We start from the raw sequence: 22051 nt of genomic DNA on the forward strand, positions 1-22051 counted from the left end.
CTCGACCCGCACGGCCGATGCCTGGCACCGGCCGTGACGAGACAGACCGCACCAGCTCTTCTCCCGAATAGAGTTCGCCATGACGTCCATCGAGTCCCGATCCCGCCTGTCCACGAGCCTCGTCGTTGAGCCGGCCCTGCCCCTGCGTTCAGCTGAGAGTGGCAGGTCGCAGTCCCCCTCGCTGATCCTCCTCGTCCTGATCGCGACGATCGGGATCCTGGCGTACACCGGGTTCCTCCTGAACCCGGCCAGCCGCGGAGACTGGCTGCCGTACATCATGGTCATAGCCGCCGAATCCATTCTGATCGCCCAGGCGCTCCTCTCGATGTGGACGATCCTGTCCGCCGCCCACGATCCGAGGGACTTCGCCTTCCACCACGCGCACGGGTCACTCTTCCGTTCGCGGGACATCATGCGGGACGGCCACGGCGATTCCCCGGAACGCTGGGTGATGCATCTGGAGAACAACCCAGCGTCGATCGACGTGTTCATCACGACATACGGAGAGGATCTCAGCACCATCAGGCGGACCGTGACCGCTGCGCTCGCGATGACCGGCTCGCATCTCACCTGGGTTCTCGACGACGGCAAGTCCGACGAGGTGAAGTCGCTGGCCGGGGAACTCGGAGCCCGCTACGTGAGACGGCTCAGCACCGGAGGCGCAAAGGCAGGCAACATCAATCACGCCCTTTCTCTGACGAACGGCGAGTTCTTCATGATCCTCGACGCCGATTTCGTCCCCCAGGAAGACTTCCTCGTCGAAACGATGCCGTTCTTCGCCGACCAGCGGGTCGCCTTCGTCCAGACCCCGCAGAGCTACGGCAACCTGCACAACGTCATCTCGCGAGGCGCTGGCTACATGCAATCGGTGTTCTATCGGTTCATTCAACCCGGCAGGAATCGGTTCAATGCCGCGTTCTGCGTGGGGACGAATGTCATCCTCCGCCGCACGGCTGTTTCCGACATTGGCGGCTTGTACACCCACTCGAAGTCTGAGGACGTCTGGACCTCGCTCATGCTCCACGAGCGGGGATGGCGGACGGTCTACATCCCGCTGGTCCTCGCCGTCGGCGACGCCCCAGACACCATCGAGTCCTACACGAAGCAGCAGTTGCGCTGGGCGACAGGCGGATTCGAGATCCTTTTCCAGCACAACCTGTTCAGCCGTCGGAGCCGGCTCACCGTGGATCAGCGGCTGCAGTACCTTGTGACGGCGTCGTTCTACCTCACCGGCATCTCGCCCCTGCTTCTCCTTCTCGTTCCCCCGCTGGAGATCTACTTCGACTTGCGACCGGTGCACCTCTCCACCACCCTGGCCACCTGGCTCGTGTACTACGCGGGCTTCTACCTGTTGCAGATCCTCTTGGCGTTCTACACGATGGGTTCGTTCCGCTGGGAGACCCTGATGCTGGCGACCGCGTCCTTCCCCATCTACGTCACTGCCCTGCTCAACGTGCTGGTCGGTAAGGACCAGAAGTGGACGGCGACCGGCGACAGGAACCGGGCACGGTCACCGTTCAACGTGATGATCCCGCAGATCCTCTTCTTCGTTTTCCTGTTCCTCACCTCGATCGTCGCCATCTGGCGCGACATCGACAACGGGATGCTGACGCTCGCCACCGCGTGGAATGTCACCAACACCGTCATCCTCGGCGGATTCGTCGCTACCGCTGTCCGCGAGGCATCCAGGGCGGTCCGCCCTGTTCGGTCGGCGCCGCGTGTCCTCGCGAACGACACGGCGACGGCAGTCCCGTCCGCGGTGACCTCATGACGTGGCAAAGCCGGCTGAAGCTCTTCTTCGGCCTCATCGCGGTCGTCGGTATCGTCGCCGTGCTTACGTTGGTCTTCACCCAGCGCCAGTCGCAGGTCGCGAGCGACTCCGCCACCATTCAGGCTGAACGGTTCCCGGTCGGCATCGACTACGGAGGCACGGTCGTCGAACGCCTCGTCGACGACGGCGAAAGCGTCGAGCAGGGCGACCCCCTCTTCGTGATTCTGAGCACCACGCTGCAGGCGGATCTCGCCGAGGGTCTGCTGAAACCGGAAACCATCGCGTACTCGGTCACGGCCGACGGCACGATCACCATGACGGCGTCGGTGGCGGGTACTGTCAGGGACGTCACGACGGAGCGGGGATCGTTCGCCCAGGCAGGGCAGGTGCTCGCCACGATCGACCGGACCGGTTCGCTCTTCGTAGCCGCTGAGTACGAACTCACGAGCCGCGACTATGGCCGCATCGAAGAAGGTGCGAGCGTGGACATCCTCCTCCCTGACTTCCAGCGGATCACCGGTCGTGCGGCATCCGTCGAGGTCTCGACGACCGACGGGAGCGCAACGACCACCGTTGTCGTCACCAGCGATGAACTGGTGGACGGTGGGAACAACGGGCTCATGTCCCGCGGCACACCGGTCACCGCAACCCTTCAGCTGCGTAACGACGGCATATTCGCCGGACTCAGTGATGGCTTGTTCGACTTCCTTCGAAAGATCGGGGTGTGACGTGCTCTCTCGCAATCTTCGGCTCCTGGCGGCGGCAGTCGTCGTGGCGTCAGTGAGCGGCTGTGCGTGGCCGCACGAGGGTCGGACCGAGCCTGCGACGTCCTCGTCGATGCCTGCGACGATCTTCCCCGACGATGCCATCGCCCCGCTCCTGGGCGATGTTCCTCAACGCACGGTGACGGCTCTCCCCCTCGCCCGCCTGGCGGACGGACTGATTCCCCCGACGAATCGGTGGTTCTCCGGCCTGGTGTACGGGGAACCGTCGATGCCCATCTTCCCCCTCCCGCTGTCCTTCCAGTTGACGGACGACGGAATGAGTTTCGGCCTCCCAGTCGTTTCGTCATCCTCCGCGGTCATCATGGGTGGTTTCCTCGGGGCCGTCGTCGCCGACATCGGCGCCCAGGAGCACGAGGTAGTGGCATACGACACGGCCTCCGTCACGTTGTCGCACCTGGTCGATGGCGACGAGATCGGCCGCACCGTGATCGCCCAGGGTTCGCCATTCGTCACGTTTACGGCATCAGTCGACTCGACGGTTAATATGAGTACTTCGTTCACCCCGTCGTCAGAGTACGGCGTCGCGACGGCCTCCGTCGGATCTACGACCTACGGACTCGTCTCAGACGCGACGCTCGGGACAGATGGGTCATCGGTCAGCGTCGGAGAAGCGCAGAGTGTGACGTGGTTCGCCCTCCCGACGGACGGCGATCTCGATGAGCTGGCCGCGACTGCCCGCCACCGGGTGACAGGGACAGCGCTCAGTTATGGCATCGACGAACGGAACGCGAAGACCTCACTCACGTACCGGACGACGGGAGCAGCGGACACTCTCGTGGCCGCGATGCCGCATCAGGAACGTACTGACGCCGACTGCACCGCGGGGACGTACCCAAGCGTTTACGGTGAACTGCGGCTCTGCCGCACATCGACGCTGAGTTGGACCACTCCGCTCCTCACGCCAGCGGGCTCAGTCGACCTCTCTGGCCTGGATGCTGAGGAACGGAGCCGACTCGTCACGCAACTGGAATCCGACGTCGCTGCGTCGCCCGATTTCCCAGCGGACACCTACTTCGGTGGCAAGGCCCTCTACCGGTCGGCGAACCTGCTCAGCATCGCGCGCGACCTGGGAGCCGACGACATCGCAGCGACAGTGGAGGACCGGCTCATCGCCGAGATCGGAACCTGGATGGATCCGGCTGGCTGCGAGGATCGGTCCGCCCGGTGCTTCGTCTACGACCGAACGGCACAGGGCATGGTCGGACTCGAGCCGTCGTTCGGCTCCGACCAGTTCAATGACCACCATTTCCACTACGGGTACTTTCTTTACGCGGCCAGCGTGGTCGCGGCAGGAAACGACGAGCTGGCGGATGAGTGGGCGCCGGTGCTGAACCTGCTGGCAGCCGATCTCGCGACAAGCGGCTCGAGTTCGTTCTTCCCTGAGCGACGCGTGTTCGACGCCTACGCCGGCCACTCCTGGGCCAGCGGCACAGCGCCGTTCGCAGACGGAAACAACCAGGAATCGAGTTCAGAGGCCGTCACCGCCTGGAACGGTCTCGCTCTCTGGGCGCAGGTCAGCGGCCAGCCAGGCCTGCTCACCGAGGCGACCTGGATGCTGTCGGCTGAGGCAGAGTCCGCGCGCTCCTACTGGACCGACTTTCCCCTCAGTGAGGCGGTGTACGACGGTTTCGACCGCACAATCACGTCGCTCGTGTGGGGTGGCAAGCGCGACTACGCCACATGGTTCAGCGCCGAGCCGAGCGCCATGCTGGGAATCCTGGTGCTGCCCATGAGTCCGGTGTCCTCCTACCTCGCAGGCGATCCGGAACGGATCCAGGCGAACATCGACGACGCAGCGCCCGATGGCTTCGACGTGCTCTTCGGCGACTACCTCCTGATGTACTCCGCCCTGGCCGGAACGGCCGCAGCGGCCGCCGCGCTCGACGCCGCGACGAAGCTGCCTGAAACTCGGATCGACGACGGAAACAGCCGTACCTACCTCCTCGCGTGGATCATGTCCCGCCGAGCCGGGTGAAAGTGCTGGACGGATGTCCGAGGTCTGGCGGACACTGGGACGGTGCCTGAACTTCCGGAAGTACACGCGCTCGTCACCGATCTCGGCTCACGCCTCGACGGCCGTCTCCTCGAGCGGTTCGACATCGTGGCATTCGCCGCGCTCAAGACATTCGACCCTCCGGTCGCCGCGCTCGCCGGCGGCACCGTCCGGCAGGTGACGAGGCACGGAAAGTTTCTCGACATCCAGGTCGACGACCTCCACGTGATCATCCACCTCGCTCGGGCCGGGTGGATCCGCTGGCGCGCCGATCCACCCGCAGCGTCGGGCAGGCCGGGGAGGACCGCTCTCGCCGCACGACTGGTCCTCGACGACGGGTCCGGCTTCGACATCACGGAGGCAGGCACGAAAAAGAGCCTCGCCGTGTACGTGGTGCGCGATCCGAACGACGTCCCTGGGATCACCCGGCTCGGACCCGACCCGCTCTCCCCCGACTTCACCCTCGACGTGTTCAGAGGCATCCTGGGCGGGGCGGGGCGGTCGCAGATCAAGGGGGTGCTCCGCAACCAGTCGCTCATCGCCGGCATCGGCAATGCGTATTCCGACGAGATCCTGCACACCGCTCGGATGTCGCCGTTCGCGCCGGCGGCGATGGACGACGAGAAGGTGGCCCGGCTGTTCGAGGCCATGCAGTGGACGCTGGCCGGCGCGATCGAACGTGCTGACGGGCTGGCGGCGTCGGAGCTCAAGAAGGAGAAGAAGTCCGCAATGCAGGTGCATGGCCGGACCGGAGAACCGTGCCCGGTGTGCGGAGACATCGTTCGCCAGGTGATCTACACCGACTCGACCTTCCAGTACTGCCCCACCTGCCAGACCGGCGGAAAGCCGCTCGCCGACAGGGTGCTGTCCCGGCTTCTCAAATGAGCCGCTGACGCCTGGTCAGTTCTTCGCCGCGAGACTCTTCGCGTGATCGGGGACGAAGTGCTGCTCGTCGATGTCCGGGCGATCCTTGTCGCTGGCGTCGGGCCGATCGGGAATCGTCACCTCAGGCGGTTCGGTCTGCTCGTACGGTACCTGGGAGAGCAGGTGGGCGATGCTGTTCAACCGCGCCGCTCGTTTGTCGTCACTCTCCACGGTCCACCACGGAGCCTCGGGGATGTCCGTCGCGGCGAACATGGCGTCCTTCGCGTGGGAGTAGTCCTCCCACTTGGTGATCGACGCCAGGTCGGTATCCGACAACTTCCAGCGCCGCATCGGATCCTTCAGTCGCGAAGCGAAGCGCTTCTGCTGCTCGACGTCCGAGACCGAGAACCAGTACTTGATGAGAAGAATTCCGTCGTCGACCAGCATCCGCTCGAAGGTCGGCGTCTGCACGAGGAACCTCTCGTATTCCTCGGACGAGCAATAACCCATGACGCATTCGACACCGGCGCGGTTGTACCAGGAACGGTCCATGAGGACGATCTCGCCAGCAGTGGGAAGGTGCTCGATGTACCGCTGGTAGTACCACTGGCCGCGTTCGCGCTCGCTCGGAGTGGGCAGCGCGACGACCCGGGCCGACCGGGGGTTGAGGTACTGAACGATTCGCTTGATCGCCCCGCCTTTTCCTGCGGCGTCACGCCCCTCGAAGAGCACCAGCACGCGCGCGCCGCTCGAAACGACCCAGCGCTGCATGGCGACCAGTTCGACCTGCAGTCGGGCGAGTTCGGCCTCATAGAGCGCCTTGTCGACCCGCTTCTGCTTCTTCTTCGACTTTTTCGATTCGGACAACGTGTGCCCTTCCCAGCTCGGATGCCGGACCCCAGGGTCCAGACGGTGCGGCACTTACGAAACGGCGACGGTTTTCAGGGTGGACCTAAGGAGATTCGAACTCCTGACCTCCTCGATGCGAACGAGGCGCGCTACCAACTGCGCCATAGGCCCTGATGTTGTCCAGATTATCACGCGATTCATCGCGCGCGATTCACTAGCTTGCGACGCGGCGGCGGCTGAGGATCGCCGCGACGTCGGTCTGCGGGATCTCGGTGTCGTCGACGATTCCCATGCCCGCGAAGCGGTTCTGAGCCTCCGTGCCGGCCGCAGGCTGGTCGACGACCGGTGTGGTGATCGACGGCAGAACCGGTGCCTGTTCGGCAGCGCGTGCAGCCATGACCTGGGCCAGTGCCGCACGTCGGAGGGCTGCGTGCGCGTCGGCCTGCGCGATGGCATCTGAGGCCGCTGAACCCTGCGAGAGGTGAAGCGGTTTGGGGAGCGGCGACGGCGTCCAGGTCGCGACCTCGGGTGCAGACTCTTCGACATCGACCGGCTCGAACACGTCGGCCTGCCTGGCCGCCTGTGCGGGCGCAGCTACCCGAACACCACGTGCGGTCACCCTGGCCATGCGGACGAGGGCAGAGAGCGCGAGGACGGCCGTGCCGCCTGCTGCTGCCAGGAGGACGGGGGATCCGGCGGTGGCGAACAGCCACCCGCCTGCTCCTGCGGCGAGAAGAGAGACCATGAGCACGCCCGTAGCGGCGAGCCGTGCCCGGCGGCGTGCCCGGGCCAGCCGGACCCGCGGTTCGGCGCGCAGAGAGGCGATCGCGGCCGATGCTGAGGCGCGAGCGCTCTCGGCGGAGACGGTGGCCTCGAGGCGAGCGCGTTCGCGGGCCTCCGCTTCGAGCTGCTTGAGGACCTTCTGTTGTTCGGCGACATCGCGTGCTGTCGCTTCGACCCGGATCTCCTGCGGAACTTCAGAGGTCTCGGCGAGGATCCGCAGTGTCTGCTGAAGCCGGATCGCGTTCCGTTCGACCGCGACGTACTCGCTGCGACGCAGCCAGGTCGGGAGAAGGTAGACGATCCAGAGCGCGGCGGCGACGGCGAAGACGATTCCGCCGCTGAGGAGTCCGCCACCATTCATGGCTCTACGGTATGAGCGTTCCGGTCATTCGGACTTCATTGCGGGGGGTGTGTCACCCGAAAGTTGAGGTTGAAGGTTTAAAACAGTGCGGGGGGCGGCAGCAACGGTGTCTGGGACGCCAGAAGGTCGGTGGCCGGGATGCTCGCGGCTCCTGCCGGTACTGTGCCGTCGCGCCAGCGACGCAGCACGCCATGCGGAACCTCTTCGCGGACGAGCCCGAAGCAGAAGTGGTCACGCCAGTCCCCGTTGATGTGGATGTAGCGGCGGCGGAATCCCTCGTAACGGAATCCCAGCTTCTCCACGACCCGCAGGCTCGGACCGTTTTCCGGCCGGATGCAGATCTCCATCCGGTGCAGGCCCAGTTGACCGAAGCAGTAGTCGGTGGCGAGCGCGACTGACGTGGGGGTCACCGACTTGCCCGCGAAGCGCTCGGACACCCAGTAACCGAGGGTCGCCGATGAGAGGGAGCCGTACGTGATCCCGGAGACATTGAGCTGGCCGGCGAACTGGCCCTCATATTCCATCACCAGAGGCAGTCCACCCCCGGACCGCGCGTTCTGCAGGAGCGAACGGATGCTGGACCGCATGTCGAATGAGCGCGGTGCGTACGGGCTGGTCGCCTCCCATGGGCGCAACCAGGTGCGGTTGCTCAGGAGTTCGTGCTCCATCGCCTTCGCGTCGCGAACGCGAACCGGGCGGACCGAGATCGGGCCGTCGCTCAGCACGGGCACGGGTAGAGGCACCGCTGTTCTCCTTCAGGCTGTCCGGCGAGGGCTATTCGAGGTTGGCGGCGAATTCCTTGAGCCACGGCTTCAGGTCGACTCCGAGATCCTCGCGGTCCGACGCGAGCTGGACGATCGCCTTGATGTAGTCGAGGCGATCGCCGGTGTCATAGCGGCGGCCGCGGAAGATCACGCCGTACACGCCCCCGGCGATCGACTCGTCAGCGGCGAGCACCTGGAGCGCGTCGGTCAGCTGGATCTCGTTTCCCTTGCCCGGCTCGGTCGTCTCGAGGATGTCGAAGATCTCCGGGCGGAGCACGTACCGGCCGATGATGGCGAGGTTCGACGGCGCATCCTCAGGGGACGGCTTCTCGACCAGCCCGGTAACCCGGACGACGTCAGGGTTGTCGGTGGCCTCGACGGCCGCGCAGCCGTACATCTGAATGGTGGAGGGATCGACCTCCATGAGGGCGATGATCGTCGCGTTGCGGGTCTCCTGCTCGTCGATCATGGTGGTGAGGAGCGGGTCGCGGGCATCGATGAGATCATCGCCGAGCAGGACGGCGAACGGCTCGTTGCCGATGTGACGGCGGGCACGAAGGACGGCGTGGCCGAGGCCCCGCGGGTCACCCTGACGCAGGAAGTGGATGTCAGCGAGCTCACTCGCTTCGACGACACGGTCGAGACGGGTGGTGTCACCCTTCGCCTCGAGGGCGTGTTCGAGCTCAGTGACCCTGTCGAAGTGGTTCGCGAGGGCGTTCTTGTTGCGGCCGATGATCATCAGGACGTCGTGCAGACCTGCCTCTACCGCCTCCTCGACCACGTACTGGATCGCCGGCTTGTCGACGACAGGCAGCATCTCCTTGGGCATGGCCTTGGTTGCCGGAAGGAAGCGAGTCCCAAGTCCGGCTGCGGGGATGACGACTTTTCGTACTGATGAAGACATGGGTCAATCGTAGTGGGAGCCGATTTCGCCCGGATAACCCCTGAGCGAACGGATGCCGGTTACGACGCATCCCCCGTTTAGAATGAGGCCATGCCCAGTCCCGCCGATCATCAGAAGCGCGCGCTCCGTGCCGAACTGCGGGAACGGCGGCAGAATCTCACCGCGAACGAGCGGGAGAAGGCCACCATCGGTGTGACGAACAACCTCGTCGCCCTGGTCACCGGCCTGGATGCCAGGAGCATCGCCTGCTACCTCTCCGCGGTCAACGAACCCAACACGCGGCCCTTCCTCAACTGGGCCCTCTCCAATGACATCCGCGTTCTGTTCCCCGTCAGCCGCGAGGACGGACTCCTCGACTGGACCGTCGGAGACGAGGGCGCCGAGACCGAAGGCCTGTTCGGGATGCCCGAGCCGGTCGGCGAACTCCTCGGACCGATCGCCATCAACGAGGTCGACCTCATCATCGTCCCCGCCGCCGCCATCGGCACCGACGGAACCCGCCTGGGCTGGGGCCGCGGCTACTTCGACAAGACCCTCGGCTCGATGGAGAAATGCCCGCCGGTCTATGCCGTCGTCTTCGACAACGAAGTCCAGTCGGACGTCCCCCGCGAGAAGCACGACCAGCCGGTCAACGGCGCCGTGACGCCGTCCCGCATCTACGATTTCTAGCTCCACGACCCGGCACACTGCCGCAACCACCCAGGAATACTCATGCCCACGTACTCGTACAAATGCACCGTCTGTGACACCGCCTTCGACATCCAGCAGTCGTTCACCGACGCGTCCCTGACCGAATGCCCCACCTGCCAGGGCAAGCTGCGCAAGCTGTTCAGCGCCGTCGGCGTGACGTTCAACGGGTCGGGTTTCTACCGGAACGACTCGAGGGCGTCGGAGAAGAGCTCAGCGAAGAAGGCACCCGCGAAGAAGGCGGAGAAGGCTGTATCGTCGTCTCCTGCTGCCAGCAGCTCGACCTCGAGCTCCTCAGGCAGCACCGCTTCCGCTTCGTAGTTCGCTCGTCAGACAGGAGACACCTGCCATGCTCAAGGGTTTCAAGGATTTCATCATGCGGGGCAACGTCATCGACCTTGCCGTCGCCGTCGTCATCGGTGCCGCATTCACGGCGGTCGTGAACTCGATCGTCGTCAACATCTTCAACCCGCTGATCGGCGCCCTGTTCAAGGCCGACAGCCTGAACGAGGCGTTCAATGTGTCGATCGGTGACGCCACGATCAAGTTCGGCGCCGTGGTCGGGGCGATCATCACCTTCCTCATCGTGGCCGCCGTCGTGTACTTCGTCTTCGTCCTCCCGATCAACAAGATGAAGGAGCACGCTGAAGCCCGCCGCAAGGCCGGCGTTGTCACCGAGAAGGCTCCAGTCACCGAGATCGACGTGCTCACCGAGATCCGCGACCTCCTGGCCAAGAACAACGCCAGGTCCTGACGAGGACTGAACGTCCGACCGCGAGCAGCCAGGCTGCTCGCGGTTCGTCGTTAACGGTGGTGTCCTGGCGGACGGCCGGTCAGCCCCAGTGCGGAGGGACGTCCCGTTTCAGCTGGTCGTCGTTGCTGTCCGCTCCGCGCGACCCCCACGTGGCGTCCGTGTCCTCTGTCGCCTTCACCGGCACCTGGACGTCCTGCGGAGTCGGGTCCGCACCGGGCACGCCAGGACGGACGGCGCGCCGGGAACCGCGGATGCGTCGTACGGGCGGGTCGCCTCGCTCGCCTGCTGCGGGGGGTGGGGCGCTCATGCTCCCAGTTTAAGCATCAGAACCGCGTGTCGCCGTCCGTGGCATCCGTCTGCCCGGTCCGCGTCGACGCGTCGAGCTGCGGTGCCCCGAGCATCGACACGATCTTCGACGCGACGCCGTCCGGGTCGCTGAAGAGGTCGAAGCTGTGCACACGGAGGTAGTGCCAGCCCAGGCGCCGGAGCACATCAGGCCGCAAGCGCAGGGACTCACGCAGCGAGTCCGATCCGACCTCGGGGTCGGACTCGACGGCGATGGCCTTGCCGTCGTACGACGCGACAAGTGCGAGCTTGCCCCGGTAGCCGACCTCGACCGAGAGGCCGTGGCGGTACAGGCGCTCGGCCAGGTCGAGCAGCATCGGCTCGGCACCGTCCGTCGCCGGTGGGGTCGGGACGTGCTGGACCGGCTGGCGCAGGATCTCGGTGAGCGCGGCGATGCCGTGCTGCATGCGATCGACGTCGATGTCCTCGGGGCGGATGCAGGAGACGATGACCATGGAGCGGCGGGCCCTGGTCATGCCGACGGCGAGCAGCCGGTCTCCGCCCGGCTTGGCGAGGGAGCCGAAGTTGGACAGCACGCGGCCGTGCGGGGTGACCCCGTAGCCGAGCGAGAAGATCACCCGGTCGCGGCTCTCTGCGACCGATTGCTCGAGGGTGAGCACCGTGAACGGCTCCGCCCGCTCCTTGAGGATGAAGTCAGAGAGATCGGCGCGCATCGCGAAGGCGGAGATGACGGCCTGGTGGACCCGGGTGGCGTGCTTCTCACTCGCGGTGATGACCATGAGCGACTCGCGCGGCCGATTGATGGCGTGTTCGAGGACGAGGTTGACGACGCGGGCGACCTCGGCGTCGACGCTCTCCACTCCCCCGGTCTCGGGGTCTGGCATGCCGTGGCCGTTGGGAACGTAGTCCAGGGTGAGGCTGCCGTGGCCGAGGAACGATCCTGCCCAGGGCAGGGATTCGATCTCTCCACCGTAGAACCGGTGGTTGACGAGTTCGGCCAGGTCCTCACCGCCTGCACGGTAGCTGCGGGTCAGTGTGAGGGTCGGCAGCAGTCCCGACAGGTGCGCGAGGGCGGAGTCGGCATGCCTGGCGTCGACGTCGTCTGCGGCGGGTTCGGCGTGGGCCGTCTCGCCGATGGCGATGTCGAACGGGGTCGGGCTCTGCGTGACCGGGTCACCGACGGCGACCACCTGTCGTGCCCGTCGGATCGCTCCGGCGTTCTCGGCGAGCGTCGTTGCGCCGGCGTCGACGAGGAAGACGGTGTCGAAGCGGACTCCGTCTGGGATGACGTGCACTTCATACGGCGACGCCAGCCAGACCGGTGACAGCACGCGGGACAGGTGAGGTGCCGTCGCCTCGAGGCGAGCGGCGGTGGCGCCGTCGCCGCGGAGCAGCTTCTTCAGGGCGGTCGCCTCCTCCGGGAAGTCGACGAGGCCGATCTTCCAGGTGTCGGCGAGCAGCGAACCGAGGAGAGCACCGGATGCCGAGGCGTGCGCTTCGTCGACGAGGCGGAAGTCTGCCTCGAGGCGGTCGATGACGCTCGTGTTGGCTCCGAGCAGGGCTCGGTCGGTGGCCAGCATGTGTTCGAGCACGGACTGCCACCAGGCGAGTTCGAGCTCGGCGGAGACCTGCTCCTCGGGGACGTGCCTGACGGACAGGTCCGTGATGAGCGGCGCAAGGCCCTTCTCGCGCAGTTCGGCGATGAGGGTGGTGCGTTCCTGGAGGTTCTCCATCACCTGCGAGTCGGCGGCCAGGCCGGAGAGCAGGCGAACGAGTTCCTTCACCGGGAGGGAGATCAGGGCCTGCGACTTGTCGCGGCCGAGGGGCACATCGAGCTTGCCGAGGTCCTCGACGACGCGCTGGTAGGCGACCTGGACGTCGGCGATACCGAGCGGAACCTCGGGCGTGACACCGGCGGCCACGTAGCGCTGCCACAGTGTGCGCTGCTGCTGGATGCGACGGAGCGCTGCGTTCATGTCGGCGACATGGACGCCCGGGCGCACGTATTCGCGGGCGAGCTTCTTCAGACGGCGACGGTTCGCGCCTGACATGGCCGGGGCATCCCGCCTCGCGCTCGTCGCGGCGATGAGTTCACCGAGCGACCGGTCGAAGACGCTCGGCTGGAACTTGTCCAGGGTCTCGCGGACGTCGAGGAGGAGTCGCAGGTAGACGCCGAGCTCCTCCACCGACTCGAATGCGCGCATCCGGGTCTGGCCGATGAGCTCGTAGCCGCGCTCGAGCAGGCGGGGCAGCTCGGTGCGGTGCAGTTTCTTGGCGAGGTCGTGGGTCGCCTTGGCCTGCTTGGTGCTCGCGAACTGGGCGCCGTACCACGGCGAATCGTCCGGGCCGTACTGGAATTCACCGAGGGATGCGGCTGTGGCGAGCTTGCGGGCGATGAGTTCGCGCTTGCCGGCGAGCTTCTCGAGCGATGCCAGGTCGAGGCGTGCCGAGGTCGTCGGCGGAACGGGCAGGTTGCCGAGGCGGGTCAGTGCTTCGAGGGTGTCGATGACGCTGACCTTGAGTCCCCCGTCGACGCGCCCGAGCGAGCCGCGGTAGTCGAGAAGAACCTTGCGCAGACGAACGAGTGCGTCGTCGACGTCGGCCACCTTGGGCGCGACGGCCTTTTCGTTGCGTGAGATCGCCTGGATCAGGTCGCGGCGGATGGTCCCCGGGCTCACCGTGAATCCGGGAAGGCCCACCTTGCTGAAACGGTGACGGATGCCGTCGAGGCTGGAGCGTCTGGCGCTCACGACGAGGACCCGTTTGTGCTGGGAGACGAGCTCACCGATGGCGTTGACGACCGTCTGGGTGCCTCCGGTGCCCGGGAGTGTCGTGACGACGATGGAGTGCCCGGCGGAGATCTGGGCGATCACGTTCTCCTGCTCGGTGTCTGCATCGAGGAGGAGGGTGTCCGTTGTCGGCGGGCGGTCGTCCTGGCCGATGGCATCCACGGGGCTGAACAGTCCTTCGACGAGTCTCCGCGCGCCCGGGTTGCCTGCCAGCGCGTCGAGGACCGGGTGTTCGAGTTCGCCGGCGTCGCGAGAGAGGGCGGTGCCGACGTCTGCGAACGACGAGACGACGAGGCGCGGCTGGACGCTGAACCATTCGAGGTGCTGGGTGAGGCCGCGGAGCCGGTCGATGACCGGCTGCGGCTTGAATACGCCGTTCGTGACGGCGAGCGCTTCGAACGCCTCGGCGTCGAGGGTGATCCGGTACTGCTCGTGGAGCGCACGGGCGAGCTCAGGGTTGAGGAACGGAGCGCCCTTGAGCTTGAGCTCGAAATCGCGGCCGTAGCGGCGGATCGCCACGGGGCGAAGCAGAACGGGTGCGGAGAAGTCCTCGCCGTCGTTGCGCCACTGGGCGAGGCCGATGGCGAGATGCACCGACTCGATCCCTCGGACCGTTCGGAGCTCGATGCCCTTGACGGTGATCTGGTCTGCGGCGGCTTTCGCGCTGCGGAGGGCGAGTTCGTCGCGGATGAGGTTGGACAGAAGTGTGGAGTGTCCGGTGATGAACTGCGGCAGACCGCCGGGGTGGGTGGAGCTCAACTCGATGCGCGTGCGCGGTTCGTCGACGAAGTGCAGCAGAGGTGAGCGACCGCCCACTGCTGCGAGCTGGCTGCGCCAGCGCTGTCGTTCCGTTTCTGCCACGTTGCCCACCGCGAAGTTAGGATCGCCCGTGCTCAAGCCAGTCGGACTGGTGACTGAGAGCGCAAGCGAAGTATTGGCGTCGTCGATATCAAAATCACGCGCATCTGGTTTCTTGTCTAGCCGCCACACAACCCACACCCTAAGCGCTCGGGTGGCCAATCGCCGGTAGCTTCACCGGTTTTTCGCCGAGTTGGACTCGTTCTCGAGGTATTCAGGCCCGCGCCCTCACCCGCCCACGCAATTGTTGCTCCCGCTGTAGCACGGCTGGTAGTTCGTTGGAAGGGGTTCGGGGGCCTCGTCGGCACGCATCCATCGCCCCTGGGGAACAGCGAACAGGAGTGCGGCCACCAATCCGATGACGACGAGGATGCCGGCGACCCACGCGAGTTCCCAGCGTCGCGAAATCACGGCGCTGAGAACGGATGCTCCGAGCGCGATCACGCAGATGGCCGCCGTCAGCTCGTACCGGTGGACATCTCCGCCGTTGACGACCGCGGGAGTCCAGATCGTGAAGTACACGTCGACGAACTGGAAGAAGAGCACGCCGACGAGGATCGTGCCCCCGCCACACAGGATGCCCGACAGGATGGCGAGAGCCGTTTCCCACCACGGAATCCGTCGCGAGGGCACCGCCGGCGTGTTCTCGACAGCGTCAGTTTCGGTCCCCCCGGAATCCACCATCCGTCCATACTGCCTCGTGGGCATCCGCCGGTCGAGTCTCGCCCACCGAGCGCTGCACTTTCCGTCGAGCGCGGCAGTTGCAACTGCAGCGTTCGACGGGAGCTGTAGCGCTCGAGCAAAATCGCGACAAGCTCAGGAGAAGTTCCCGAAAAAAGTTGTTGCGCGCTCCGAGTCGATTCCACTACGGTGATGCCTGCGCCATTTACGAAAGGAGCCCAGCGTGATCAATTTCAAGTCTGCAATCGCATTCCACACGTCCGTCGGCTTCGTCGGCGTCTTCACCGCCTGATCGGCCAGTAGATAACCCACCGGTCCAGACGGTGGTGACGCTTTCGAAGCCCGACCAGGCAGGTCCAGCAGAAGTCTGCGTTCTCCTGCCCGCAGGTCGATCACCCCGCGTGTGACGCGCATCCGCGTGTCATCCCCGTGTCGCCTAGTGCGGCCATCTCTCTCTTCGGCGACCCCGAACGCTCTCCTCAGTGCGCCCGGAATCGCCAGCCAACGCAAGGAATTCCATCATGAATACCCAACTGGTAACCGCGCCCGGTCGCCAATCCCACCCGCCCCAACCTGTTCCCGCCCTCGACCAGCGCCCCGTGCGCCGCGTCGGACTGCTCGATCGAGCCGCGCTGCACCTCGGTGTCGCTCTCATCAAATGGGGGCGTCGACCGAACCAGCGCAAGTCTCGCGAGGGGCTCGCCTCCTGGGCCGAAACGTATGAAGCCCGCCGCAAACTGGAACAACTCCACAATGAGCACGAGATGTGGGGCGCCGACCTCACCCGGCTCAAGTAAATGACCGCGACCGAACGGGGTCGGTACCGAAGCTCAGCTCCGGTACCGACCCCGTTGTCGTGCGCAGCCTCAGCGCACTGAGTGCTCCCCCAGGACGACGGTTCAGGGGTGTCGTGAGGGATTTGAGACTCATAGGGCGGTGGAGAGGATGCGCTCGGTCGGGAGCGGGTGCAGGCTTCAGACCAATGCTCAGCTGACGGCAACGCCGTCGTGCGTCGCGGAGGGCACGGCCGCCGTGGCCGGTCGAGCACCGAGGGATCCTGTACTGCGCAGGAAGACGATGACCCAGCTGAAGATCAGGACGCCTGCAACGAGCTCCACGGCGGTGAGGTTGTAGTACCCGGTGATGAAGAAGACGGCCAGGACGACAATCACGCCGATGTACACGTAGCCGAGGATCAGGAAGATACGCGGCATCGACGGGACCCACCAGCGCAGGGCGATGACCATGACCACATAGATCGCGACCATTCCCGAGGCCACCGTGTTGTGGATCTCGAGAAACTCGTCGACGGGGAAGATGCCGACGCAGGCGAGGAAGATTCCGATGAGCACGAGCGCGATCCGCAGGAATCGTCTGCCTCGCGCTTCACGAGGCGTCGTCGTCGGGAGGTTTGCTGTCGCGTAGTGCGCGATCGTCGTGACCATGACTCCGGCGATGATCAGGGTGAGGTTGAACGCCCGAGCCGACACGTCGTCGGTGATGCCGAGCGAACTGAGGTTGAGCTTCCACCAGAGCGGATCCGACGCGCTCAACATACTTGCCAGGGCGCCGACGACGAGGAACACGGCAAGGACGAGCGAGAGCAGCATCGGGGTGAGGCTGACCGATGAGATGAACGTCACATAGGCGGTCAGCCCGATGCCCACCCCCGCGAGCACCGATGCTGACAGGGCGAAGACGACCGCACCCTGGAAGCTCATCTCCAGCAGCGACGACATCCCCAGCCATCCCAACAAGGCGACGAAAGCATGAGCGAGAGCGACTGCGGCCACGTCCCACCAGTGCAGGCGGGTGGCGGACATCGGCCCGCCCCCGGATCTGGCGACGAGCATCCGCCCCCCGATGAATGTGACGAACGACGCGATCGCACCACCGATGGCGATGAACTGGCCGAGTGAGCCCGGGCCGGCGATCGGCAGGTAGCTGCCCCAGAAGACGATCCCCGCGACGATGAAGGAGATGACGAGGACGAGGGCGGCCACGACGAGCGCGCTGGATTCGACCGACTCGGAGTCGGCGATGGGACGTCGCAGAATGCGGCCGATCGGTCTGGGCTGGCTCACGGGGTCTCCTTCTTCCTGGCTCGGCTGGATGGCGCGCGCGGACCCCGAACGGGGACCACGTTGGGGATGCCGCGGCTCAACAGAAGCGACACGAGCGCGATCACGACGAGGGCGAAGAACGCCGTCTGGAGGGACGAGATCTGCGACTCGGTGTAGATCGTGTTGAGCGTTTCGCCTTCGCTGTCGGACAGGCCGGCGTCCTCGGCGATCTGGGCGACGGTGGAGACCGGAACGATCGGGAGAGCGCCCTGGGTCTGTTCGCTCACGGTCGCCTTGACCCCGTCGGGCAGGTCACTTGCGGCGACGCCTGTGGCGAACGACGTCGTCAGCGCCCCGATCAGCACCGAACCGATCAACGCTGTACCGAGAGACGACCCGAGATTCTGGAACACGCCCTGAAGCCCGCCCACCTCACTCGTCTCCTTCTCGCCGACGCTCGACATGTTGACGTTGCCGAGCTGACTGGCCAGCAGGCCGAGTGCGGCACCCGCGAAAAACATGCCGATGCCGAATGCAGGACTCTTCAGCTCGGTATCGATGGCGCTCAGGAGCACGATCGAACTGATGACGAGGACCCATTGCCCCACACGAACGATCCGGCGCGGCGACCAGAGACTGGAGAGCCGTGTCCCGACGATCGAGAAGAGTATGAGGGAGATCGACAGGGGGAATATGCGGACGCCGGTTTCGAGGGCGTCGAGCCCCAGTGTCATCTGCAGGTAGACCGGCACCATGAAGAAGAGCCCTGCCGTGATGGTGTACTGCGACCCCAGCACGGAGAGACCGCTGCGGAGAGGCTTGATGCTGAACAGCGAAACGTGGACGAGAGGAGCCTTGCCCGCGGAAACGAGCGCGGACTGGCGGCGGATGAAGGCCCAGAGCAGGATGCCGCCGACGAGCATGAACCACGACGTCAGGGAGATACCCAGCGGCGCGATGTCCTGGCCGTTGACCTCGGGTGAGTCGAGCGGAGTGATCCAGCCCCAGGTCTTGCTCTGCAGCATCCCGAAGACGACGGACACGAGACCGAATGCCGAAAGCAAAACGCTGAGCAGGTCGATCCTGGTCTTCTGGCGGGGCGTACTGTCGGTGATCAGGCGATGGGTGAGGACGACGACCGCCATGATGACGACTTCGGCGACGAAGACGTACCGCCAACTGAAATAGGTGGTGACGAAGCCACCGATCAGCGGGCCCGCTGCAACGGCCCCACCGGATACCGCGCCGATTATTGCGTACGCGGTGATGCGATCTTTGCCCGTGTAATTGTCGGCGATCAGGGCAGCGATCGCCGGGATCACGAGCACGGCGCCGAGGCCCTCGATGATCGACCAGCCGAGGAATAGGACCTGGATCGTGGGAGCGATCGCCGTGATGAGCGAACCGCTTGCATAGACGATCGAGCCGATGACGAACGCACGTCGACGGCCCCAGATGTCGCCCAATTTGGCGCCGAGGAGCATCACGGATGCCATGGTCAGCGTGTAGAAGGTGATCGCCGACTGCATCGCGGCCACCGTTGTGTCGAGGTCGACCACCACGGTCGAGATCGAAACATTCATCACAGTGCCGTCGAGCACCATGACGAACTGAGCCGCACCCAGGATGATGACGACAAGCCACTTCTTCACCGCGTCCCGCCTCACTGTCAGGTCGATTGAGGCTAAGGCGCTCCCCTTCCCCGCGCAACCGATTTCGGCGAGAGTCACCTGATCCGCATGATGCACACCGGTGAGTGAGCACCGTATCTTTCAACCGCAGCCTCGCGATGGCGTTGCGGCGAAGACACGGGCCATGTGCCGCGGACATGAGAGAAAAGGTGTGGAAATGACCACGGTAACGAAAACGGGATGGGTCGGCTGGGCGAAATTCGCGGGCGTGATTCTCTTCATCAGCGGCGCGTTCAGCGTCGTGCAGGCCCTTGTGGCGCTGATCGGTCCCAACACGTACTACGCGGTCGAGAACGGGACACTGTGGCTGCTCGACCTCACCGGGTGGGGCTGGTGGAACCTCATCATCGGTGCACTTCTGATCGTCACCGCTGTCGCCCTCTTCGCCGGCCAGACCTGGGCACGCGTGATCGCGATCATCCTGGCGGTTCTCAGCGCACTCGGTCAATTGCTGTTGATGCCGGCGCAACCATGGTGGTCACTCATCGTGATCGCGATCGACGTCCTGATCATCTACGCGCTCACCGTGCACGGAAACGAGCTGCGCGCGGAGGACTGACCCCGGCGGACGCCCGAAGGAAAAGTGCCCCTGGAGGGACTCGAACCCCCAACCAACTCCTTAGGACGGAGGTGCTCTTCCATTGAGCTACAGAGGCTGACCGTCCAAGTTTAGCGGAGCCGAATACCCCCTGTGCGACGCACCCGCCCGGGCGTACCATGCGAGGTGGAACACGGTCCATACGCGGCGCCTCCCGAGGCCGGCGGAACATCCGACATCGAGCGGGCACCTTTCCTCCCTCACCTGATCCCTGATCAGGCCCACCTATCCGGTGGCGACACATCCGGCCGCATCCGGCCACACCCGCATGGAGTTGACATCATGCTCACCCTTTCAGCCTCATTCCCCGTCCTTCCAGCCGAAGACATCGCCCGCGTCCGCGACTTCTACAGCAAGCTCGGGCTGACACCGTTCCGTGAGGACGACGAAAGCCTGCTGTACGGCTCGACCGAAGACCCCGAACTCATGATCTACAAGACACCGAACGTCGGGACCGCCAAGAATACCCAGATCTGCTGGGCCGTGACAGACATCCGCGCGACGATGGACGAACTCCGCTCTGCGGGCATCACCTTCGAGGACTACGACTTCGACGGCCTCAAGACGGTCGACGGCGTCGTCGAAATCGACGGCGAGTACAGCGCCTGGTTCAGGGACAGCGAAGGAAACTTCGTCTGCCTCGCCCAGACAATACAGTAGGGATCAGGCCGCAGCCGGCGTGAGGTACTGGTCCCACAACGGCATGGCCCGCTCGGCACCGCGCACCGCCCAGGTCGGTCCGTATGGCATCCGCGGCTTCGTGCGGAGGGACCAGCCCATCTCGCCGGGGGTCCTGTCGCTCTTCGCGTTGTTGCAGCGCAGGCAGCAGGCCACAAGGTTCTCCCATGAATCCGCTCCCCCGCGCGACCGCGGCAGGATGTGGTCGATCGTCGAAGCGGATGTGCCGCAGTAGCCGCACCGGTTCGCGTCGCGCCTCAGTACGCCCCGGCGGGTGACAGGAACGCGGCGGGACGTCGGGATCTTCACGTAGCGCGACAACACGATCACCGCCGGGCGGTCATGCGCACCGTCGGTCGCCCACACCGGGTGACCGGTGTCGATCTCCACGATCGAGGCTTTCTGGTTCATGACGAGCACGAGTGCCCGTCGGAACGAAACGATAGCTAGGGGCTCGTACCCGGCGTTCAACACCAGTGTGCGCATGTCGGTTCCTCTCAAATCGCCGTGACGGCTTCACGGTCATTCGGTTCTCTCCGACCGATGAGAGAACGGGATCCAGACAACAAAAAAGGCGCCGTCTTTACAGACAGCGCCTTTCCACAACCGACAGGCGGCTGTGACATGTGTGGCCGGCGGGCCCAGGTCCGAGGCAACCGCAAGCATCCGTGGTGTGGATACCGGGTATTCGATCCATGAGCTTCCCGCACTTTCCAAAGGTCAGGGCTTTAATGTAACGCACAATCGGCGTGCCCCCGAACGGAGGCACGCCGATTCTGAGCGCGTGCTGTGTCGCATGAGGTCGGGAAGGACCTCGGTCGACTAGATCCCGATGCGGACGATCCACCAGTTCTCGGCGTAGATGGGGCCGATGCGCAGCGGGGTGCCGGGACGTGACGCGTGCAGAATCATGCCATTGCCGGCGTAGAAGCCGATGTGACCGGCACTCACCACGAGGTCGCCTGGCACGGCATCCTCGACGGAAATGCGGGTACCCATGTTGCCCTGGGCGGTCGACGAGTGAGGCATGTCGATTCCGAACTGCGCGTAGACGTACTTCACGAAGCCGGAGCAGTCGAAGCCGGCAGGCGTCGCACCGCCGTAGACGTAAGGAACGCCCTGGTACTGCAGCGCGACCGAGAAGACCTGTTCGAGGCTGAAGTCGGGGTACGGCGGGGCTGTGAGATAGTCCTCGGCCGATGGGCCCGAGAAGGTCGCCTGCGTGTCGACGAATGTCGCACGCTGCGCGGCTGCCTCGGCCTGGGCCTTCGCCGCGGCGAGTTCGGCGACCGTGGTCGCCGAGTAGCCGTCGCGAGTCACGGCCGTGGAGGCCACATCGGCGTCGACCGACAGGGACTGCGCGCCGGACTCCTTCAGCGACTGCAGTTCGGAGGTAGCAGACGCGTCATCAGCGGAAGGAGTGAACGCGTACGCCGGAAGGGCGACGGTGGCGAACAGGCCGGGCACGACGAGAGCCATGATCGCGGTCGAACGCCATGAACGCCACTTGCCTGGCTTGGCTGCGGGCTTCGGCTTGGCAGCCGGGCCGGTTGACGCGGTGGTCGTGGGAGCAGTGCGGCGGCTGACTGAACCGCGCGGCGAAACCGCTACCTGGCGTGCACTGGTGTCGGAGCCTGTCAGCTTCAACGAGTCACCGAGCGACTCCTGGTTTGTGTTTTCGGCCAAAGTGCGAACCTCCGGCGCCTCGCACAACGCTTAGGGGCGTTGTCTCGTCCGCAAGGAAAATATCGGGTTTCGCGATACGGGGAGACGAGCAAGAGAGGCGCCCCATATCGGGTCCTGCGATCGACTTGCGACCTTCGGACTTATCCGAGGGTACGGGACCGTTACCAATTTGTCACCTTTATCCAC

21 protein-coding genes and 2 tRNA genes are annotated in these 22051 nt (G+C 65.2%); 10 read left to right on the forward strand and 13 right to left on the reverse strand.

Annotated features, from left to right (window positions below; genetic code table 11):
- Positions 1-79 precede the first annotated feature (79 nt).
- Genes AC1M0F_RS05835 through AC1M0F_RS05850 form a run of 4 tightly spaced genes read left to right on the forward strand, consistent with a single transcriptional unit; the run spans position 80 to position 5434 of the window.
- Positions 80-1771, forward strand: a complete 1692-nt coding sequence (locus AC1M0F_RS05835; protein WP_480237239.1) for a glycosyltransferase family 2 protein — start codon at positions 80-82, stop codon at positions 1769-1771.
- Positions 1768-2499, forward strand: a complete 732-nt coding sequence (locus AC1M0F_RS05840) for an efflux RND transporter periplasmic adaptor subunit (RefSeq protein ID WP_480237240.1) — start codon at positions 1768-1770, stop codon at positions 2497-2499. Before AC1M0F_RS05835 ends, AC1M0F_RS05840 begins: the two co-directional genes overlap by 4 nt.
- A gap of 1 nt (position 2500) precedes the next feature.
- Complete coding sequence (locus AC1M0F_RS05845; protein ID WP_480237241.1) at positions 2501-4531, forward strand: glycosyl hydrolase; 2031 nt, start codon at positions 2501-2503, stop codon at positions 4529-4531.
- Between the two features lie 42 nt (positions 4532-4573).
- Entirely contained in the window at positions 4574-5434 is an 861-nt protein-coding gene (locus tag AC1M0F_RS05850) for an Fpg/Nei family DNA glycosylase (protein WP_480237242.1), read from the forward strand.
- Between the two features lie 15 nt (positions 5435-5449).
- Here the strand turns inward: AC1M0F_RS05850 and ppk2 are convergent, their stop codons facing one another.
- The 5 genes from ppk2 to galU form a co-directional block, all read right to left on the reverse strand.
- A complete protein-coding gene (ppk2, locus tag AC1M0F_RS05855; RefSeq protein ID WP_480237243.1) occupies positions 5450-6280 on the reverse strand; it encodes a polyphosphate kinase 2 in 831 nt (276 codons plus the stop codon).
- Between the two features lie 80 nt (positions 6281-6360).
- Positions 6361-6433 (reverse strand) — tRNA-Ala (locus AC1M0F_RS05860).
- Between the two features lie 43 nt (positions 6434-6476).
- Positions 6477-7406: a hypothetical protein gene (locus AC1M0F_RS05865; protein ID WP_480237244.1), complete on the reverse strand. Its 930-nt coding sequence runs from the start codon at positions 7404-7406 to the stop codon at positions 6477-6479.
- Positions 7407-7483: 77 nt separating this feature from the next.
- Positions 7484-8149: a GNAT family N-acetyltransferase gene (locus AC1M0F_RS05870; protein WP_480237245.1), complete on the reverse strand. Its 666-nt coding sequence runs from the start codon at positions 8147-8149 to the stop codon at positions 7484-7486.
- 31 nt (positions 8150-8180) lie between these two features.
- Positions 8181-9074 (reverse strand): UTP--glucose-1-phosphate uridylyltransferase GalU, encoded by an 894-nt coding sequence (gene galU / locus AC1M0F_RS05875; RefSeq protein WP_480237246.1) that lies wholly within the window; start codon positions 9072-9074, stop codon positions 8181-8183.
- A 90-nt stretch (positions 9075-9164) separates the two neighbouring features.
- Between galU and AC1M0F_RS05880 the strand changes: the two genes are divergently transcribed.
- Genes AC1M0F_RS05880 through mscL form a run of 3 tightly spaced genes read left to right on the forward strand, consistent with a single transcriptional unit; the run spans position 9165 to position 10515 of the window.
- Positions 9165-9743: a 5-formyltetrahydrofolate cyclo-ligase gene (locus AC1M0F_RS05880; protein WP_480237247.1), complete on the forward strand. Its 579-nt coding sequence runs from the start codon at positions 9165-9167 to the stop codon at positions 9741-9743.
- 42 nt (positions 9744-9785) lie between these two features.
- Positions 9786-10082 carry an FmdB family zinc ribbon protein gene (locus AC1M0F_RS05885; RefSeq protein WP_480237248.1) on the forward strand — a complete coding sequence of 99 codons (297 nt, stop codon included), beginning with the start codon at positions 9786-9788 and terminating at the stop codon, positions 10080-10082.
- Positions 10083-10110: 28 nt separating this feature from the next.
- Positions 10111-10515, forward strand: coding sequence for a large conductance mechanosensitive channel protein MscL (mscL, locus tag AC1M0F_RS05890; protein ID WP_480237249.1), 405 nt, complete (start codon positions 10111-10113; stop codon positions 10513-10515).
- A gap of 79 nt (positions 10516-10594) precedes the next feature.
- Here mscL and AC1M0F_RS05895 read toward each other — a convergent pair whose 3' ends face one another.
- The 3 genes from AC1M0F_RS05895 to AC1M0F_RS05905 form a co-directional block, all read right to left on the reverse strand.
- Positions 10595-10822: a hypothetical protein gene (locus AC1M0F_RS05895; protein ID WP_480237250.1), complete on the reverse strand. Its 228-nt coding sequence runs from the start codon at positions 10820-10822 to the stop codon at positions 10595-10597.
- Positions 10823-10838: 16 nt separating this feature from the next.
- A complete protein-coding gene (locus AC1M0F_RS05900; protein ID WP_480237251.1) occupies positions 10839-14600 on the reverse strand; it encodes an AAA family ATPase in 3762 nt (1253 codons plus the stop codon).
- Between the two features lie 96 nt (positions 14601-14696).
- Positions 14697-15152, reverse strand: coding sequence for a DUF6234 family protein (locus AC1M0F_RS05905; protein ID WP_480237252.1), 456 nt, complete (start codon positions 15150-15152; stop codon positions 14697-14699).
- Between the two features lie 518 nt (positions 15153-15670).
- On the opposite strand from AC1M0F_RS05905, the gene AC1M0F_RS05910 reads away from it, so the two are divergent.
- Complete coding sequence (locus AC1M0F_RS05910; RefSeq protein ID WP_480237253.1) at positions 15671-15946, forward strand: hypothetical protein; 276 nt, start codon at positions 15671-15673, stop codon at positions 15944-15946.
- A 189-nt stretch (positions 15947-16135) separates the two neighbouring features.
- On the opposite strand, the gene AC1M0F_RS05915 is transcribed toward AC1M0F_RS05910, so the two are convergent.
- The gene (locus AC1M0F_RS05915) at positions 16136-17233 is read right to left on the reverse strand and encodes a DUF998 domain-containing protein (protein ID WP_480237254.1); all 1098 of its coding nucleotides are present in this window, start codon (positions 17231-17233) and stop codon (positions 16136-16138) included.
- Positions 17230-18864, reverse strand: coding sequence for an MFS transporter (locus AC1M0F_RS05920; protein ID WP_480237255.1), 1635 nt, complete (start codon positions 18862-18864; stop codon positions 17230-17232). Before AC1M0F_RS05920 ends, AC1M0F_RS05915 begins: the two co-directional genes overlap by 4 nt.
- Positions 18865-19060: 196 nt before the next feature.
- Between AC1M0F_RS05920 and AC1M0F_RS05925 the strand changes: the two genes are divergently transcribed.
- Positions 19061-19462, forward strand: coding sequence for a DUF7144 family membrane protein (locus tag AC1M0F_RS05925; RefSeq protein WP_480237256.1), 402 nt, complete (start codon positions 19061-19063; stop codon positions 19460-19462).
- 25 nt (positions 19463-19487) lie between these two features.
- On the opposite strand, the gene AC1M0F_RS05930 is transcribed toward AC1M0F_RS05925, so the two are convergent.
- Positions 19488-19559, reverse strand: a tRNA-Arg gene (locus AC1M0F_RS05930).
- A gap of 224 nt (positions 19560-19783) precedes the next feature.
- Between AC1M0F_RS05930 and AC1M0F_RS05935 the strand changes: the two genes are divergently transcribed.
- The gene (locus AC1M0F_RS05935) at positions 19784-20161 is read left to right on the forward strand and encodes a VOC family protein (protein ID WP_480237257.1); all 378 of its coding nucleotides are present in this window, start codon (positions 19784-19786) and stop codon (positions 20159-20161) included.
- 3 nt (positions 20162-20164) lie between these two features.
- On the opposite strand, the gene AC1M0F_RS05940 is transcribed toward AC1M0F_RS05935, so the two are convergent.
- Positions 20165-20665, reverse strand: coding sequence for an HNH endonuclease (locus tag AC1M0F_RS05940; RefSeq protein ID WP_480237258.1), 501 nt, complete (start codon positions 20663-20665; stop codon positions 20165-20167).
- 336 nt (positions 20666-21001) lie between these two features.
- Positions 21002-21865, reverse strand: coding sequence for a C40 family peptidase (locus tag AC1M0F_RS05945; RefSeq protein WP_480237259.1), 864 nt, complete (start codon positions 21863-21865; stop codon positions 21002-21004).
- Between the last annotated feature and the right edge of the window lie 186 nt (positions 21866-22051).

The organism is Mycetocola sp. Y719 (assembly GCF_056713205.1).